Consider the following 15,876-nt stretch of genomic DNA (forward strand, 5'->3'; position numbering starts at 1 on the left):
CCGTGGCACCCTAGGGGCGGACCCGACCCACGAATCGTCATCCAGGCGCAGGCCGGCCCGCCGGGCAGGAAGCGCCCTCAGCAGAAGAGGCTGGGCATGAGCGACACGACCCTGACCGGACAGTGCATGTGCGGGGCGGTCACGCTGGCCGTGACGCCGAAGGCGCCCGAGCTCCATGCCTGCCATTGCGAGACCTGCCGCCGCTGGACCGGCTCCGCCTTCGTCGAGATCGACGTCGCGCCGGAGGATCTGAAGGTCGAGGGACCGGTGAAGTCGCGCGCCTCTTCGGACTGGGCGGAGCGCGCCTGGTGCGACGAATGCGGATCCACCCTGTGGTACCACCTGACGGTGCCGGGGAGCGAATTCTACGCCGTCAGCGCGGGCCTGTTCGAGAATTCGGGCGGCTTCGAGCTGACCAAGGAAATCTACATCGACCGCAAGCCCGACGGCTACCGCTTCGCGGGCAAGCGGAAAATCATGACGAAACACGAGGTCGAGGCGTTGTTCGCCTCCTTTGGAGAAGGGGACCAGCAATGACGAAATACGATGACGCCTGGGTGGCCGAAGAGGAAGCCAAGCGCGCCTTCATGGCGGAGCACGGCATGTACCGCGCCGAGGACGAGCATTCGTCCTGCGGCGTCGGCCTTGTCGTCTCCATCGACGGCAAGAAGAGCCGCAAGGTCGTCGAATCCGGCATCAAGGCGCTGAAGGCGATCTGGCACCGCGGCGCGGTCGATGCCGACGGCAAGACCGGCGATGGCGCGGGCATCCACATCCAGATCCCGGTTCCCTTCTTCTACGACCAGATCCGCCGCACCGGCCACGAGCCCGACACCTCGCAGCTGATCGCCGTCGGCCAGGTCTTCCTGCCGCGGACCGATTTCGGCGCGCAGGAGGCCTGCCGGACGATCGTCGAGACCGAAGTCCTGAAAATGGGCTACTACATCTACGGCTGGCGCCACGTGCCGGTGGACATCTCCGTCCTCGGCGACAAGGCCAACGCGACCCGTCCCGAGATCGAGCAGATCATCATCTCGAACGTGAAGGGCGTCGACGAGGAGACCTTCGAGCGCGAGCTCTACGTCATCCGCCGCCGGATCGAGAAGGCCGCGGCCGCCGCGCATATCAACGGGCTCTACCTGTGCTCGCTGTCGTGCCGCTCGATCATCTACAAGGGCATGATGCTGGCCGAGCAGGTCGCGGAATTCTATCCGGACCTGAAGGACAAGCGCTTCGAATCCGCCTTCGCGATCTACCACCAGCGCTATTCGACCAACACCTTCCCGCAGTGGTGGCTGGCCCAGCCGTTCCGCATGCTCGCCCATAACGGCGAGATCAACACGCTGAAGGGCAACACCAACTGGATGAAGTCGCACGAGATCCGCATGGCCTCCTCGGCCTTCGGCGAGCTCGCCGAGGACATCAAGCCGATCATCCCGGCCTCGGCCTCCGACTCCGCCGCGCTCGACTCCGTCTTCGAGGTGCTGGTCCGCGCCGGCCGCTCCGCGCCGATGGCCAAGACCATGCTGGTCCCCGAAAGCTGGTCGCAGCAGGCGATCGAGCTGCCCGAGGCCTGGCGCGACATGTACAGCTACTGCAACTCGGTGATGGAGCCCTGGGACGGTCCCGCGGCGCTGGCCATGACCGACGGCCGCTGGGTCTGCGGCGGTCTCGACCGCAACGGCCTGCGCCCGATGCGCTATGTCGTGACCGGCGACGGCCTGCTGATCGCGGGCTCCGAAGTGGGCATGGTGCCGACGGATGAATCCTCCGTGCAGGAGAAGGGCGCGCTCGGCCCGGGCCAGATGATCGCCGTCGACATGAAGGACGGCATCCTCTACCACGACCGCACCATCAAGGACATGCTGGCGGCCGCGCAGCCTTTCGGCGAATGGGTCGGCAAGATCAACAATCTCGAGGAGACCATGATCGGCCTTCCCGAGGTGGCGGGCTATGCCGGCGCCGAGCTGCGCAAGCGCCAGATCGCGGCCGGGTACACGATGGAAGAGCTCGAGCAGGTGCTCGCGCCGATGGCCGAGGACGGCAAGGAGGCGCTGGCCTCGATGGGCGACGACACGCCCTCTGCCGTGCTCTCGACCAAGTACCGTCCGCTCAGCCACTTCTTCCGGCAGAACTTCTCGCAGGTGACGAACCCGCCGATCGACTCCCTGCGCGAATACCGCGTGATGAGCCTGAAGACGCGCTTCGGCAACCTCAAGAACGTGCTCGACGAGGACAGCTCGCAGACCGAGATCATCACGCTCGACACGCCCTTCGTCGGCAATGCGCAGATGAAGGAGCTGGAGAAGCACTTCAACGCGCCGATGGTCGAGATCGACTGCACCTTCGCCGTGGGCGAGGGCCAGGAGGCGCTGCGCGACGGGCTGCAGCGGATCCGCGACGAGGCGGAAGAGGCCGTGCGCTCGGGCGCGGGCCATATCATCCTGACCGACCACATGCAGGGGCCGGACCGGGTCGCCATGCCGATGATCCTGGCCACCTCGGCGGTGCATAGCTGGCTGACGCGCGAAGGGCTGCGGACCTTCTGCTCGCTCTGCGTCCGCTCGGCGGAATGCATCGACCCGCACTATTTCGCGGTGCTGATCGGCTCGGGCGCGACGATCGTGAACCCGTACCTGGCCGAGGACAGCCTGGCCGACCGGATCGAGCGCGGCCTGCTCGACATGTCCCTGACCGAGGCGATGGCGAACTTCCGCCACGCGATCGACCAGGGCCTGCTGAAGATCATGGCCAAGATGGGCATCTCGGTCATCTCCTCCTACCGCGGCGGCCTGAACTTCGAGGCGGTCGGGCTCTCGCGCGCCATGGTGCACGAGTACTTCCCCGGCATGCCCTCGCGGATCTCCGGCATCGGCGTGCACGGCATCCAGCACAAGCTGGAAGCGGTCCACGAGAAGGGCTGGGGCCCCGAGACCAATGTCCTGCCGGTCGGCGGCTTCTACAAGGCGCGCAAGTCGGGCGAGACCCATGCCTGGGAAGCGACCTCCATGCACATGCTGCAGGCGGCCTGCTCCAACGCGTCCTACGAGATGTGGAAGCGCTACTCGGCCAAGATGCGGGCGAACCCGCCGATCCACCTGCGGGATCTGCTGGACATCAAGCCGCTGGGCAAGCCGGTCGCGATCGAAGAGGTGGAATCCATCACCTCGATCCGCAAGCGCTTCGTCACGCCGGGCATGTCGCTGGGCGCGCTGAGCCCCGAGGCGCACAAGACGCTGAACGTCGCGATGAACCGCATCGGCGCCAAGTCCGACTCGGGCGAGGGCGGCGAGGACCCGGCGCACTTCATGCCGGAGCCGAATGGCGACAACCCCTCGGCGAAGATCAAGCAGGTGGCATCGGGCCGCTTCGGCGTCACCGCCGAGTACCTGAACCAGTGCGAGGAACTCGAGATCAAGGTGGCCCAGGGCGCGAAGCCCGGCGAGGGCGGCCAGCTTCCGGGCATGAAGGTCACCGACCTGATCGCGCGGCTGCGCCACTCCACCAAGGGCGTCACGCTGATCTCGCCGCCGCCGCACCATGACATCTACTCGATCGAGGATCTGGCGCAGCTGATCTACGACCTGAAGCAGATCAACCCGCGCTGCAAGGTGACGGTGAAGCTGGTCGCCTCCTCGGGCGTCGGCACGATCGCGGCGGGCGTGGCCAAGGCGAAGGCGGACATCATCCTGATCTCGGGCCACAATGGCGGCACCGGGGCGTCTCCGGCGACCTCGATCAAGTATGCGGGCCTGCCGTGGGAGATGGGCCTCACCGAGGCGCATCAGGTCCTGTCGATGAACAACCTCCGCAAGTCGGTGACGCTGCGCACCGATGGCGGTCTCCGCACCGGTCGCGACATCGTCATCGCCGCGCTGATGGGGGCCGAGGAATTCGGCATCGGCACCGCGGCGCTGATCGCGATGGGCTGCATCATGGTGCGCCAGTGCCAGTCCAACACCTGCCCGGTGGGGGTCTGCACCCAGCGTGACGACCTGCGCGCCAAGTTCACCGGCAATGCCGACAAGGTGGTCAACCTCATCACCTTCTATGCCGAGGAAGTCCGCGAGATCCTGGCCTCGATGGGCGCCCGTTCCATCGACCAGATCATCGGCCGCGCCGACCTGCTGAGCCAGGTCAGCCGGGGCTCCGCGCATCTCGACGATCTCGACCTGAACCCGCTCCTCTTGACCGTGGACGGGATGAAGGGCGCCAAGTACGACCGGCTGAAGGAGCGCAACGCGGTTCCCGACACGCTGGACGCCGAGATCGAGCGCGACGCCGCGCGCTTCTTCAAGGAAGGCGAGAAGATGCAGCTGAGCTACGCAGTGCAGAACACGCTGCGGACCATCGGCACGCGGACCTCGTCGCTGATCGTGCAGAAATTCGGCATGCGCAACGCGCTGCAGTCGGATCACCTGACGGTCAAGCTGAAGGGCTCGGCAGGCCAGTCGCTCGGCGCCTTCGCGGCTCCGGGGCTGAAGCTGGAAGTCGCGGGCGATGCCAACGACTATGTCGGCAAGGGCCTTTCGGGCGGCACGGTCGTCGTGCACCCGCCGATGGAAAGCCCGCTGAACGCGGCCGAGAACACGATCATCGGCAACACGGTGCTCTACGGCGCGACCGACGGCTTCCTCTTCGCGGCCGGCCGCGCGGGCGAGCGCTTCGCGGTCCGCAACTCCGGCGCCAAGGTGGTGATCGAGGGCTGCGGCTCCAACGGCTGCGAGTACATGACCGGCGGCGTCGCGGTGATCCTCGGCTCGATCGGCCCGAACTTCGGGGCGGGCATGACCGGCGGGATGGCCTATCTCTATGACGCCGACGGCACGACCCAGGCGCTGATGAACATGGAGACGCTGGTGACCTGCCCGGTGACGATGGAGCATTGGGAAGCCCAGCTGAAGGGCCTGGTCGAGATGCACTATGCCGAGACCAAGAGCCGCCGCGCCGGCGAGATCCTGCAGCACTGGGAGACCGAGAAGGGCAAGTTCGTCCAGGTCTGCCCGAAGGAGATGCTGCGCCATCTGCCGGTGCCGCTGAGCGCCGAGGACACCGCCATCCCGGCGGAGTGATCCCCGAGCCTTATCCGGAAAATGCAGCAGCCGCCCTTCGGGGCGGCTGTTTTCCGTTCCGGCCCGGCCTGCGGGGGAGGGCAGGCCTGGTCCCGGCGGCCGTGGACGGCGCCGGGCGGGGGACGGGCGGACGGACTGGGACCTGGCGCGGGGCCGGTCTCAGGTATGGATGATCTGCTGGGCCTTCTGGCGGGAGCCGACATGCTGCCGTTCGTTCAGAACGGCGTCGACGCGCAGGGCATTCGTGCCCAGCTGGACCGCGATTTCCTGCTGGCCCTGTCCTTTCCAATGCAGAAGCCAGGCGTCTACCGCCTGGTCGAAGGTTATGAAATATGCCGCGGCTTGGTCGCCGGAGGGGCTTACCGCGGAGACCGGTGCGATATACATGGCCGCCTACTCCTCTGGGTCTGGCACGGGATGCGCCGTCAACGTAATTTTCTGCGCTGAAGTATTAAAGAATGACTTAGGAGCGCCGTCCAGTTCGTCTTTCGTTCAAATTCGTTAGAGCTTTATGGACTTCAGCCGGAATTAACCTCGCTGCCCGCGTCAGCCTGCGTCTTGACCGCCCGGAGTCAGCATGTTTTCTGCCAGTTATGGGGCGCAAGGCAGCAAAGAAGACAGCGAAAACGGCGAAGAAAGCGCCGCGGCGCGCATGGCGGATTCCGCTGCGCCGCTGGCTGGTCCGTGGCATCCTGGTGATTCTCGGACTGCTGGCTCTGCTGATCGCGAGCTTCTCCGTGCTGCCCGTGCCGGTGACGCCCTACCAGCTTTCCGAGAGCCGTCGGCTGGGCGGAATCGAGCAGGAATGGGTTCCCGTCCAGTACATTAGCCCGGTGATGCTGCGCTCGGTCGTGGCCGCGGAGGATGCCAATTACTGCGAGCACTGGGGCTTCGACATTGCCGCCCTGCGCACGGCGATCGCCGGAGGGGCGCAGCGCGGCGGCTCGACCATTTCGCAGCAGACGGTCAAGAACGTGTTTCTCTGGCAGGGGCGGAGCTGGCCGCGCAAGGCGCTCGAGGCGCTTCTGACCCCGGTCATCGAGCTGACCTGGTCGAAGCGGCGGATCCTCGAAGTTTATCTAAATGTCATCGAATTTGGCGAAGGGATCTTCGGCATCCAGGCGGCGTCGCAGCACTATTTCGGGCTCGACGCGGCGGATTTGGGGCCGGTGCAGGCCGCGCGGCTGTCGGCGATCCTGCCCGACCCGAAGAGCCGCTCGGCCGACCAGCCCAGTTCCTTCGTGCGCCGCCGCGCCGCGCAGATCCGCGACGGCGCCGCGACCATCCAGCGCGACGGGCGGGCGTCGTGCTTCGAGGAATAGGCCGCCGCCCGGTGGTTGGCATGTCGGTATTTATTCACATTGCAGCGTTTCCGCGAATGGCTAGTCTGGCCGTGGCGAAGACCGGGGGCTGCGGCGGTACGGGCAGGCGGCCCTGCGAAGATATTGAAGTGCGGGAAGACGTTGATGTCCAGTGTTGCAGGCGTAATTGACAATATCGACGGCAATCTGCTGACCGGCTGGGTGCGGGACCACCCGGTGTCGCAGGTGGGTCTGTGGCGGGACGGCGTCCAGGTTGCGACGGCCGAGATCTGGGACCGGCCGTTTCCCGAGAACATGAGGAACACCTGCACCGGGCTGCGCATCCGGCTGCCCGACACGGTGGAGACCTCGTCGGTTTTCGACGGCACCAGCCAGGTGCTGGTGGAGACCGGGGAAGGGGCCCTGCGGGTGCCGATCTGGCCGCCGGTCGCGCTGACCGCGCTGGTGAAGGCGCTGCGCCCGGATGACGTCGAGATCGCGCTCGGCCGCCTCACCCTGCAGGAACGCGCGAAGATCGGCCTGAGCGCAGTGCAGCCGGACGAGGGCACCGGCGCGATCCCGGCGATCGGCACGATCTCCTCGGATTCCGCGGCACGGGTCGGGCGGGACGGCATGCTGCTGCTGCATGCCGGCAGCAACGAGCTGGACGCGCTCTACCGCGACGCGCGCGAGGAGATCCCCGAGGCCGCCGCCTGGGGCGAGCTGGTGGCACGGCGGCGGCAGAAGGCGCGCGAGCTGGGCGTGACGCTGGTCCAGGCGCTGATGCCCGAGAAGAACTCCGTGGCCTCCGTCTTCGATCCCGAGCGGGACCAGGTGCCGACGCCGCTCTACAGCCAGACGGCCGCGCAGCTGTCGGTCCACGAGGCGGGCTATGTCTTCGTCGACTGGATGCCGGGGTTCCTCCACATGATGAGCCCCGAAGCCGCCTTCCGCCGCAAGGACACGCATCTGACCACGGCGGGGGCGGTCAATGCGATGGCGCGGTTCTACCGGCTGCTGACGCGGACGCAGTTCCCGCTGCGCCCGCAGCTGCCGCTGCGCCCGGCCTCGCTGGAATCCGATCTCGGCGGCCGCTTTTCCGGACAGTACGAGGAGGTCGTCTACCTGGCGGATGCGGCGGTCGCGGTCGATGGGGGCGTGCCGGTCGAGCCCGAGCTGATCGCCTCCAGCGCGCCGCGCTACGGCTATGTCGGCCGGTCGATGCACTGGCGCTGCCCGGAGGCGCCGGACAAGCGGCGAGTGCTGGTCTTCGGCAATTCCTTCTTCGCCACCGGCGAGAACTCGACACAGCTCTCCTACTGGGCCGCACGGGTCTTCGCCGAGACCCGCTTCCAGTGGGCGGCCGATGTCGACTGGGACCTGGTTGAGAGCTTCAAGCCGGATATCCTCATCTGCCAGACGATCGAGCGCTTCCTGGCGCAGGTCCCGGAAACCTGACCGGCCGCGCGCCGCCCGCAGCGGCCAAAGCTGCGGCGGCCCATGGACATCGACCGGAAGCCGCGGCAAGAGGGAGGCATTGGCAACCAGAGGCGCGTCTTCATGATCAAGCTCTACCATGTCCCCCTGTCTCCCTTCTGCCGGAAGGTCCGGCTGGTTCTCGCGGAGAAGCGGCTGGAGGTCGATCTGGTGGAGGAGCGCTACTGGGAGCGCGACCCGGATTTCCTGCGCCGCAACCCGGCGGGCAAGGTGCCGGTGATCCGCATCGACGGCATGCTCCTCAGCGAGAGCGCCGCGATCTGCGAGTATCTCGAGGAGACCTACCCGACCCCGGCGCTGATGCCGCAGAACGCCAAGGAGCGCGCCGAGGTGCGCCGCCTGGTCGGCTGGTTCGACGACACGTTCTTCCGCCAGGTGACGGTCAACGTGCTCTACGAGCGGGTGAACAAGAAGATCACCAAGTCGGGCTACCCGGACAGCCGCGCGGTCAAGCAGGGGCTGCAGGGGATCAAGTTCCATCTCGACTACATGGCCCAGCTTCTCGACCAGCGGCGCTGGCTGGCGGGCGACGTGATGACGCTCGCGGATTTCGCCGCCGCCGCGCATCTGAGCTGCCTCGACTACACGTCGGATGTCGACTGGCACCGCAGCGCCGGGGTCAAGGACTGGTACGCCAAGATCAAGAGCCGCCCGGCCTTCCGCGGGCTCCTGGCCGACCAGGTCGCGGGCTTCATCCCGCCTGCGCATTACGCCGACCTGGATTTCTGAGCTAGGCTGGCCGGGCGGGTGCCCGGGGCCCGCGCGACGGAGAGGACCATGGACCGAGCCGAGCTGAAGGCCAGGCTCCGCGCCGAGGCGGAGGCGGCGGGATTCACCGCGATGGGCATCTGCCGTCCCGATGCGGTGCCGGGCCTCGCGGAGCGGCTGGCGGCGTTCCTAGGAGACGGACGCCACGGCCAGATGGGCTGGATGGCGGAACGCACCCATTGGCGCGGCGATCCGGCCGCACTCTGGCCCGAGGCGCGCTCGGTGATCATGCTCGCCGAAAGCTACGCCCCCCGCCATGATCCGCTGGCCGCGACGCGCCGCCCCGACCGCGGCGCGATCAGCGTCTACGCCCACGGCAAGGACTATCACGACCTGGTCAAGAAGCGGCTGAAGCGCGTCGGCCGCTGGCTGATCGAGCAGGCAGCGGGCACCGAGATCAAGGTCTTCGTGGACACCGCCCCGGTGATGGAGAAGCCCCTGGCCGCCGCCGCCGGGCTGGGCTGGCAGGGCAAGCACACCAACCTGCTCGGCCGCGAGATCGGCAACTGGGTCTTCCTCGGCGCGATCTTCACCACGCTCGAGCTGCCCGCCGACGCGCCCGGCGAAGAGCGCTGCGGCTCCTGCCGCCGCTGCCTCGATGCCTGCCCGACCAGCGCCTTCCCGGGGCCCTTCCAGCTCGATGCGCGGCGCTGCATCTCCTACCTGACGATCGAGCACAGGGGACCGGTCGATCCGGCGCTGCGCGAAGGGCTCGGCAACCGCATCTATGGCTGCGACGACTGTCTGGCGGTCTGCCCTTGGAACAAGTTCGCGGCCGAGGCGCGCGAGCTGCGCTATCTCGCGGCCGATCCCGAGCCGCCGGAGCTCGCCGAGCTTGCCCTGCTGGACGATGCCGCCTTCCGCGCGCGCTTCGCCGGCTCGGCGGTGAAGCGGATCGGCGTGGCGCGCTTCCTGCGCAACGTGGCCTATGCGATCGGCAATTCCGGCGATCCCGCGCTGCGTCCGTCGGCCGAGCGGCTGGCCCGGCACGAGGACGGCACTGTCGCCGAGGCGGCCCGCTGGGCGCTGGAACGGCTGCCCGGGGACGGCTAGCCGCGCCATCGCGGTTTCGCGCGGCTTTACCGATTGGAAGGGGTCGCGGGTGCAGGCTCTGGCCCGATGCGAGTCTTGCCGCTTCCGGAACCGGGATACCTGCCGATGGACATTCATGCCGAGAACAAGGCGGCGCTGGCGCGGTTCCGCGCAGCGCTCTACGATTTCGACAAGAGCCGCGCCCGCGATGTCGCGGCAGAGCTCTTCGCGCCCGGCGCGCCGGTCCACATGTCCCACCCGTTCAACCGCCTCTCGGGGCAGAGCGCCATGCTGGAGGCCGCGATCCTGCCGATGGCGCAGTGCTTCCCGGACATGGAGCGGCGCGATTTCATCGTGATCGCCGGCGAAAGCGAGGCCGGGCAGTGCTGGGTCGGCTGCGCGGGCTACTACCTGGGGACGTTCCGGCGCCCCTGGATGTCGATCCCCGCCTCCGGCAGGATCGCGACGATGCGCTTCCACGAATTCTACCGCTTCAAGGAGGGGCGGGTGGTCGAGGTGCAGGCGCTCTGGGACATTGCCGACCTGATGAAGCAGGCCAATTGCTGGCCGCTGGCGCCATCGCTGGCGCGCGAATGGACCGTGCCGCCGCCTGCGACGCTTGACGGGCTCTCGCCCCGGGGCGACAGCGCGAAATCGCTGTCGCTGGTCGCGGACATGCTGCACCATCTGGAGAATTTCGATGCCGGCGGCGGTCCCCCGGTCCAGCAGGAGGCCTACTGGCATCCGCGCTGCAACTGGTACGGTCCGGCCGGGATCGGCACGACCCGCAATCTCGACGGGCTCCGGCGCAGCCACCAGCGGCCCTTCCTGAACGCGATGCCCGACCGCGAGAAGAACCTGAAGACCGCGCATATCTTCGGCGACGGCAACTATGTCGGCTATACCGGCTGGCCGGGCTGGAAGATGACGCTCAGCCGCGACGGCTGGCTCGGCATCCCGCCGATGGAGAAGCAGCTGACCATGCGCTCGCTGGATTTCTGGCGGATCGAGAACGGGCTGATCCGCGAGGGCTGGACGCTGGTCGATCTGCTCGACGTCTACCACCAGCTCGGCGTCGACGTGCTCGGCCGGATGCTGGAGCTGACCGGCCAGAAGGAATGGCTGTGAGCGCAGGGGCGGGACGGCAATGACTTTGGCAAAGCCGCGGCTGGTCTTCCGGTCGCCGGAGCCCGGGGAGGGCAGAATGCAGCGAATGGACGACCGGCTGGAGGATGTGCCGGATCTGGTGCGGGCCGCGACAGAGGAGATCTGGGACCGCCGCGGGCGCAGCGGCGCGGTCCGCGACTTCTACTGCGCCGAGGTGGTCCGGCGCAGCCCGGCGGGCCTGGTCGCCGGCGACGGCCCGGCGCAGCGCGAAGTCATGGCCACGGCCAGCGAATTTCCCGACCGCGAGATCCTGACGGAGGACGTGATCTGCCGCGGCCTCGGCGCGGGGCGGGGCATCCTCGCCAGCCAGCGCATGGTCTCGCGCGCGACCCATTCGGGCAGCGGCATGTTCGGTGCCGCCAGCGGCCGGACGCTCAGCTGGCGCAGCATGGCTGACCGCCGCGTGGCCGAGGGCCGGATTGCCGAGGAATGGGTGATCACCGATACTGGCGGCATCCTGCGCCAGCTCGGGCAGAGCCCGAAGGACTGGATGCAGGCGATCCTGGCCGAGGGACCGGTCGATGCCCCGCTCGACCCCTCGGCCGACCCGCCCGATCCGGCGCAGCTGCCGGTCGCGAAGGACGAGATCGCGGCGCAGCTTGGCGATGTGCTCGACCGGCTGATGGGGGCGGACTTCTCGGCGGTGGAGCAGTGCTACGACCCGGGCTGCGCCCTGGCCTATCCCGGCGGGGTGGCGGGGCACGGGCCGCAGGATGCCGACCGCTTCTGGCTGCCGCTGCGCGCCGCCTTTCCCGATGCCGTGCTGACGGTGCATCACGCGGCCGGGCGCCGCGATGCGCAGATGCCGCCGCGCGCTTCGCTTCGCTGGTCGCTCTGGGGGCGCCATTCCGGCTGGGGCAGCTTCGGCGCGCCAAGCCAGGCGATGGTCTACGTGCTCGGCCTGACCCATGCGGAGTTCGGCCCGAAGGGCATCCGCCGGGAATGGACGCTCTATGACGAGACCGCGATCTGGTCGCAGATCCTGGCCGGGCAGGGCTGAGCGGGCGGAGCCGTCCAGACTTTGCGCTCGCGAAATCCGCGCTTGCCGTGCGCGGGGTCTGAGGTCGCGGCTATGCCAGTCCGTTTCCGTTGGCGGACGAGGTGGACCGTGATGGCCATTTCCTGCGGGTTGCATCTTTCGGCACGACGGTCTTGAGCCCCGCGCGCCAGCCAGCCCCGGCATTTCCGGAGCTTCAGTTCGCCGACCGCCTGCAGAAAGGTGGTCGCGGCTTTCCGACCAGTTTGCCGCCGGGCCAAGCTATCGCATGGGTTTCATGTCCGGCGGCGATCTTCAGCTTCGGGGCCCGGCTGCCATGGACTTCGTCCGGCGTCGGCTGTCCATGCAATGAGTGCAGGCGCCTCTCGTTGCCATGGCTGATCCAGGCGGCGATCCCGCCCCGGGTCTTCGAGCCTTTCTGTAAGGCGTTCAGGGAGACGCATTCGCATTTCAGGGACCGACTTGACGCTCGATCAGTGAGGACCCGGACGCCATCGGTCCGAGTGAGCGGTCCGAACGTTGCCGACCCAGCGCACGCGCCCGTCCATCGAGGCCTTCACCCACGCGGCATGCAGAACATCGGAGAAGCCGGTGCTGGTGTACTGGGTTCCTTGATCCGCTGCCGGCAGGGCATTTCCGAAGGACCTATCCCGGGAAGGCGTGTTGCACAGCTTCGGCGTGCCGTATTCTGCCAGCGCTTCCTTGAGCGCCTCGACGCAGAACGCCGCGTCCATCGAGTTCGACAGCCGCCAGCCCGGCACCTTCCGGCTATCCCCGCCCCGGGTGGCCACGAGGCAGAGAAATCTGCGACGTATCGGGAGTAAGGCATCGAGCGCCCCCGGTCCGGGGGAGATGCCGGCACGCCAGACCTGGTTCGGCCGGATGATGGGCAAGTCCTTCAGATAATACGGATAGTTCTTGTGCTCAGGGTGCTAACTGCTGGTCCTGAGCCCGTTTCGGGACATTGCTGCGCAATGCCCTGCCGGGCGCCGGATCGGCACCAGCCGGGGCACGCGATGACGCCCGCAACTGTGCCCTTCGCGCTGCATATGCCGGACCAGCTGGTGCGATCCGTGCCAGGGCGTTTCCGGGAGCTGGCGGTCGATGACCGCCGTGAAGGCCAGCTTCTCGGCGCTTTCGCCGCGCGGCTGGCAGCAGAGGCTCGAGCGCACCAGGGACAGCAGGCTTCACCGCCGCGCTGCGCTGGGACCGGGATGATCCTTGATCACCGCTTTCTGCCTTCGGTGACGGTGACGAGACTGGAGGCCTCGGACATCGAAGTGACCATGGCTTCTGCGGGGCCGCGAAAGCGCTGCGGAGCATCCCGCTCGATCGCCAGCTGGCCGATCCTGCGTGCAGCTTCTCGACATCTGCGGCCGACGATACCGGCTCGGCCGTCGCCTATGCGCCAAAGGCCGGCGCCATGTTCTCAATCGCCGTCCGTTTCCAGCCGCTGATCATGGCGGGTTGGATATCGTGCTTCCCGCCCAGCCCGGCCGTCGCCAGGTCTTCGCGGATCGCCTCGAGGACCACCTTCGCTCTGAACTCCGCTGAATGGCGTTTCCGTTTCGCCATCTCGGGTCAGTCTTCGTCCGCGGCTGCAGCTGACACCTGGTCCGAAATCCCGTGACCACCTCCCTTGGGCTGGTCCCTGAACGCCGGACACCCGGCCAGGCTTGCCGCCAGCGAGTGCGAGGACGGGCAGCGTGGCTGGCAAACGGAAGAATGGCAGTGCCGCGTTCAAGGCGAGAGGGGCTCCGGAGGCGAACAGCCGCGAGATGATGGTCGCCGAGCTCGCGACAGGACACAGGGCATGTCGGAGGGTGATCAGCACTTGGAAACGCCGGGCCATGGACGGGCTGACCGGAATTTCCCCGGCCAAGACGGAAGCGAAAGACAAAGAGGAGGAAGCCGAGATCGAGAGCGAGCCCGACCGCGCCACCGGCCTGAGCGATGGCATGACAGGATGAGCCAGCTTTTGGCGGAACGCGAGTCCCCGGAGAACGCCTCTGGTCAATGAGCATGGGGCGGAGGCGAGAGATGAGCGAACCCGGGCATCCCACATTGCCGGTCATCGGCGCTGTACGTCGACCGGGACTAGCCGGCTGGGAGTCCACGGGCTGCGGAGGGGCGAGAGACACGATTGCCGCCCGACATGCCGGCCTGGACGGGGCTGACACCGCAACCGCATTCTGGAGGAGGCGGGGAGGTGCTTGGAAAGACACCCGGGAAAGGGGAGCCGTCATCTGCGGCGGCGGCCCTGTCACCGAGCGAGGGGCGCCATCATGGCCAGCCTGATGGCGGCTGCCGGTGATGGCTCCCAGCGGAAGACGGCGACGCAGGCCGCGATCGCCCTGGCGCACCGCATGGCGAGGCCCCTCCTGGCGTTCGCCATGAGTCTCGACCCCTGGCGGCCAGATGGCTCGGCTGAGAAACGCGACGGAATACGACGCGGCATGTGCCCCCCGGGAGGAGCGGAACGATCGGCCCCGGACGTGATGGCGAAGGGCAGGCGGGATGACGGCCCCATGTCGGACGAGCTGCCGGAACGCCCGGTCCGGAGCGGAATGCTTGCGAATGGCGCCACCGATCGGAACCCGGGGCAGCTGCGCCGCCTTTCCTCGGAGCGCGCGGCCATCGTGCTGAAGACTGGCGCTGAATACATGGCCGCAACCGGCGACTAGCTGGATTGCCACGAAAAGCCGTGGTTCCGCGAGAGCCGCCGGTAAACGGTCCGCGCCGGACGGGCGACGCGGCATCTGCTTAACCAGCGCCACTTTGCGGGGCATGCGCGCATCCGCAGGCTCATGGCCCTGCGGGCCATCTAGGGGTAGCCGGCAACCCCGGGGGTCCCATCCGGAACACCGCCCGCTGTCAATCGGCACCGAAAATTGGCTCTGACTCAATTTTGATGCAGGCCGCGCACGCGCGGCGCCTATCTTTTCTGACGTAAGTCCAGAAGGATAAATGCGATGGCACGTCTTAACATGAAGGCGCTGCTCCCGGTGGGCCTGGTCGTTGAAAATGTCTGCACCCGTAACGGTGCGATTGAGATCAGCGCCCGCTCGACCGCTTCTGCGGCCAGCTGCCCCTGCTGCGGGAGACGGTCGCGGCACGTTCACAGTCACTACCTCCGTCATCTCGCCGACTTGCCCGCCCATGGGTGTCAGGTCCGGCTGCTGGTTGCCGTCAGGCGGTTCCGGTGCATGTCGCGCAGGTGCCGGCAGGCGATCTTCTCCGAACGGCTTCGGCCCGAAGCTGCCCGGCCCTGGGGGCGGCGGACCACGCGGATGCAGAGCCTGGTCCGCCATCTCGCGCTGGCATTGGGCGGCCGTCCTGCCCAGGCGCTCGGGCGGCGGCTCCTGCTTTGCGTCAGCAAGGACACCTTCCTGCGCAGCCTCCCGGCCGTTAGTGCCGTGGACATGACGGAACCGCGGGTGATCGGGATCGATGACTGGGCCTGGCGGAAGGGGCAGCGCTACGGAACGCTGATTTGCGACCTCGAACGGCACCGGGTCATTGACCTTCTGCCTGACCGCGAACCGGCAACGGTCGAAGCCTGGCTGAAGGATCACCCCGGCATCGGGATCGTCGCCCGCGACCGCAATGGCGGCTATGCAGGCGCGGTGGCGCGGGCCTTGCCGGATGCAGTCCATCCTCTCGCGGTTTGCGCGCAAACCGCTGCCGGACAACGGGTTGCAGACCGCTGGCACCTGCTGGACTGCGCAGGGAGTTCGCCATGATGCCGCCATTGGTCCGAGGCCATGGCGGACGGCCGCAGTGCGGCCGCGAAAGTCCCGCAGCAGGCGAGCGAAGCCTTCCTTCTGGCTGTGAAGAAGAGCATGCCCGCGATCCGCAAGGCGGTCGGCGCCACGACATTGGCGCCCAAGATGCTGACCGCCGCGGAAAAACTGCAATACGAGGGCTTTCTGCGGCGCCAGCAGACCAGCCAGATGATCCGGCAACTCTCCGATGCTGGCATGGCCTGACCGGCAGATCATGCGCCAGACCGGCCGCAGCCGGAAGCTCGTCCGGCAGGTCC

Annotated in this window: 14 protein-coding genes; 11 read left to right on the plus strand and 3 right to left on the minus strand. The window is 67.7% G+C overall.

What is annotated here, in order from left to right:
* Nucleotides 1-96 precede the first annotated feature (96 nt).
* Both FGX59_RS14660 and gltB read left to right on the plus strand, forming a co-directional pair.
* Nucleotides 97-537, plus strand: a complete 441-nt coding sequence (locus FGX59_RS14660; RefSeq protein ID WP_138467554.1) for a GFA family protein — start codon at nucleotides 97-99, stop codon at nucleotides 535-537.
* Nucleotides 534-5,072: a glutamate synthase large subunit gene (gene gltB / locus FGX59_RS14665; RefSeq protein ID WP_138467556.1), complete on the plus strand. Its 4,539-nt coding sequence runs from the start codon at nucleotides 534-536 to the stop codon at nucleotides 5,070-5,072. The genes FGX59_RS14660 and gltB overlap by 4 nt, the downstream gene beginning before the upstream one ends.
* A gap of 159 nt (nucleotides 5,073-5,231) precedes the next feature.
* On the opposite strand, the gene FGX59_RS14670 is transcribed toward gltB, so the two are convergent.
* Nucleotides 5,232-5,459 carry a hypothetical protein gene (locus FGX59_RS14670; protein ID WP_138467558.1) on the minus strand — a complete coding sequence of 76 codons (228 nt, stop codon included), beginning with the start codon at nucleotides 5,457-5,459 and terminating at the stop codon, nucleotides 5,232-5,234.
* A gap of 206 nt (nucleotides 5,460-5,665) precedes the next feature.
* On the opposite strand from FGX59_RS14670, the gene mtgA reads away from it, so the two are divergent.
* From mtgA to FGX59_RS14700, 6 genes are all read left to right on the plus strand, one after another.
* Nucleotides 5,666-6,394: a monofunctional biosynthetic peptidoglycan transglycosylase gene (gene mtgA / locus FGX59_RS14675; RefSeq protein WP_138467560.1), complete on the plus strand. Its 729-nt coding sequence runs from the start codon at nucleotides 5,666-5,668 to the stop codon at nucleotides 6,392-6,394.
* 144 nt (nucleotides 6,395-6,538) lie between these two features.
* Nucleotides 6,539-7,831, plus strand: a complete 1,293-nt coding sequence (locus tag FGX59_RS14680; protein ID WP_138467562.1) for a hypothetical protein — start codon at nucleotides 6,539-6,541, stop codon at nucleotides 7,829-7,831.
* A 102-nt stretch (nucleotides 7,832-7,933) separates the two neighbouring features.
* Nucleotides 7,934-8,599: a glutathione S-transferase family protein gene (locus FGX59_RS14685; RefSeq protein ID WP_138467564.1), complete on the plus strand. Its 666-nt coding sequence runs from the start codon at nucleotides 7,934-7,936 to the stop codon at nucleotides 8,597-8,599.
* Nucleotides 8,600-8,647: 48 nt separating this feature from the next.
* A complete protein-coding gene (gene queG, locus FGX59_RS14690) occupies nucleotides 8,648-9,691 on the plus strand; it encodes a tRNA epoxyqueuosine(34) reductase QueG (protein ID WP_138467566.1) in 1,044 nt (347 codons plus the stop codon).
* A 105-nt stretch (nucleotides 9,692-9,796) separates the two neighbouring features.
* Nucleotides 9,797-10,798 carry an ester cyclase gene (locus tag FGX59_RS14695; protein WP_138467568.1) on the plus strand — a complete coding sequence of 334 codons (1,002 nt, stop codon included), beginning with the start codon at nucleotides 9,797-9,799 and terminating at the stop codon, nucleotides 10,796-10,798.
* A gap of 76 nt (nucleotides 10,799-10,874) precedes the next feature.
* Nucleotides 10,875-11,837 carry an ester cyclase gene (locus tag FGX59_RS14700; protein ID WP_171060649.1) on the plus strand — a complete coding sequence of 321 codons (963 nt, stop codon included), beginning with the start codon at nucleotides 10,875-10,877 and terminating at the stop codon, nucleotides 11,835-11,837.
* A 470-nt stretch (nucleotides 11,838-12,307) separates the two neighbouring features.
* Here the strand turns inward: FGX59_RS14700 and FGX59_RS14705 are convergent, their stop codons facing one another.
* Together FGX59_RS14705 and FGX59_RS14710 are read right to left on the minus strand one after the other, a co-directional pair.
* Nucleotides 12,308-12,595 (minus strand): hypothetical protein, encoded by a 288-nt coding sequence (locus FGX59_RS14705; protein WP_138467572.1) that lies wholly within the window; start codon nucleotides 12,593-12,595, stop codon nucleotides 12,308-12,310.
* A 640-nt stretch (nucleotides 12,596-13,235) separates the two neighbouring features.
* The gene (locus FGX59_RS14710) at nucleotides 13,236-13,409 is read right to left on the minus strand and encodes a transposase (RefSeq protein WP_138467574.1); all 174 of its coding nucleotides are present in this window, start codon (nucleotides 13,407-13,409) and stop codon (nucleotides 13,236-13,238) included.
* A 710-nt stretch (nucleotides 13,410-14,119) separates the two neighbouring features.
* On the opposite strand from FGX59_RS14710, the gene FGX59_RS14715 reads away from it, so the two are divergent.
* The 3 genes from FGX59_RS14715 to FGX59_RS14725 all read left to right on the plus strand — a co-directional run bounded on the left by FGX59_RS14715 (nucleotide 14,120) and on the right by FGX59_RS14725 (nucleotide 15,823).
* Entirely contained in the window at nucleotides 14,120-14,518 is a 399-nt protein-coding gene (locus tag FGX59_RS14715) for a hypothetical protein (protein ID WP_138467576.1), read from the plus strand.
* A gap of 303 nt (nucleotides 14,519-14,821) precedes the next feature.
* Nucleotides 14,822-15,577, plus strand: coding sequence for an ISL3 family transposase (locus tag FGX59_RS14720; protein ID WP_240722459.1), 756 nt, complete (start codon nucleotides 14,822-14,824; stop codon nucleotides 15,575-15,577).
* Between the two features lie 21 nt (nucleotides 15,578-15,598).
* Complete coding sequence (locus FGX59_RS14725) at nucleotides 15,599-15,823, plus strand: hypothetical protein (protein ID WP_138467580.1); 225 nt, start codon at nucleotides 15,599-15,601, stop codon at nucleotides 15,821-15,823.
* Nucleotides 15,824-15,876: the final 53 nt, after the last annotated feature.

Origin of the sequence: Poseidonocella sp. HB161398 (assembly GCF_005870025.1) — a bacterium.
GTDB lineage: Bacteria > Pseudomonadota > Alphaproteobacteria > Rhodobacterales > Rhodobacteraceae > Mangrovicoccus.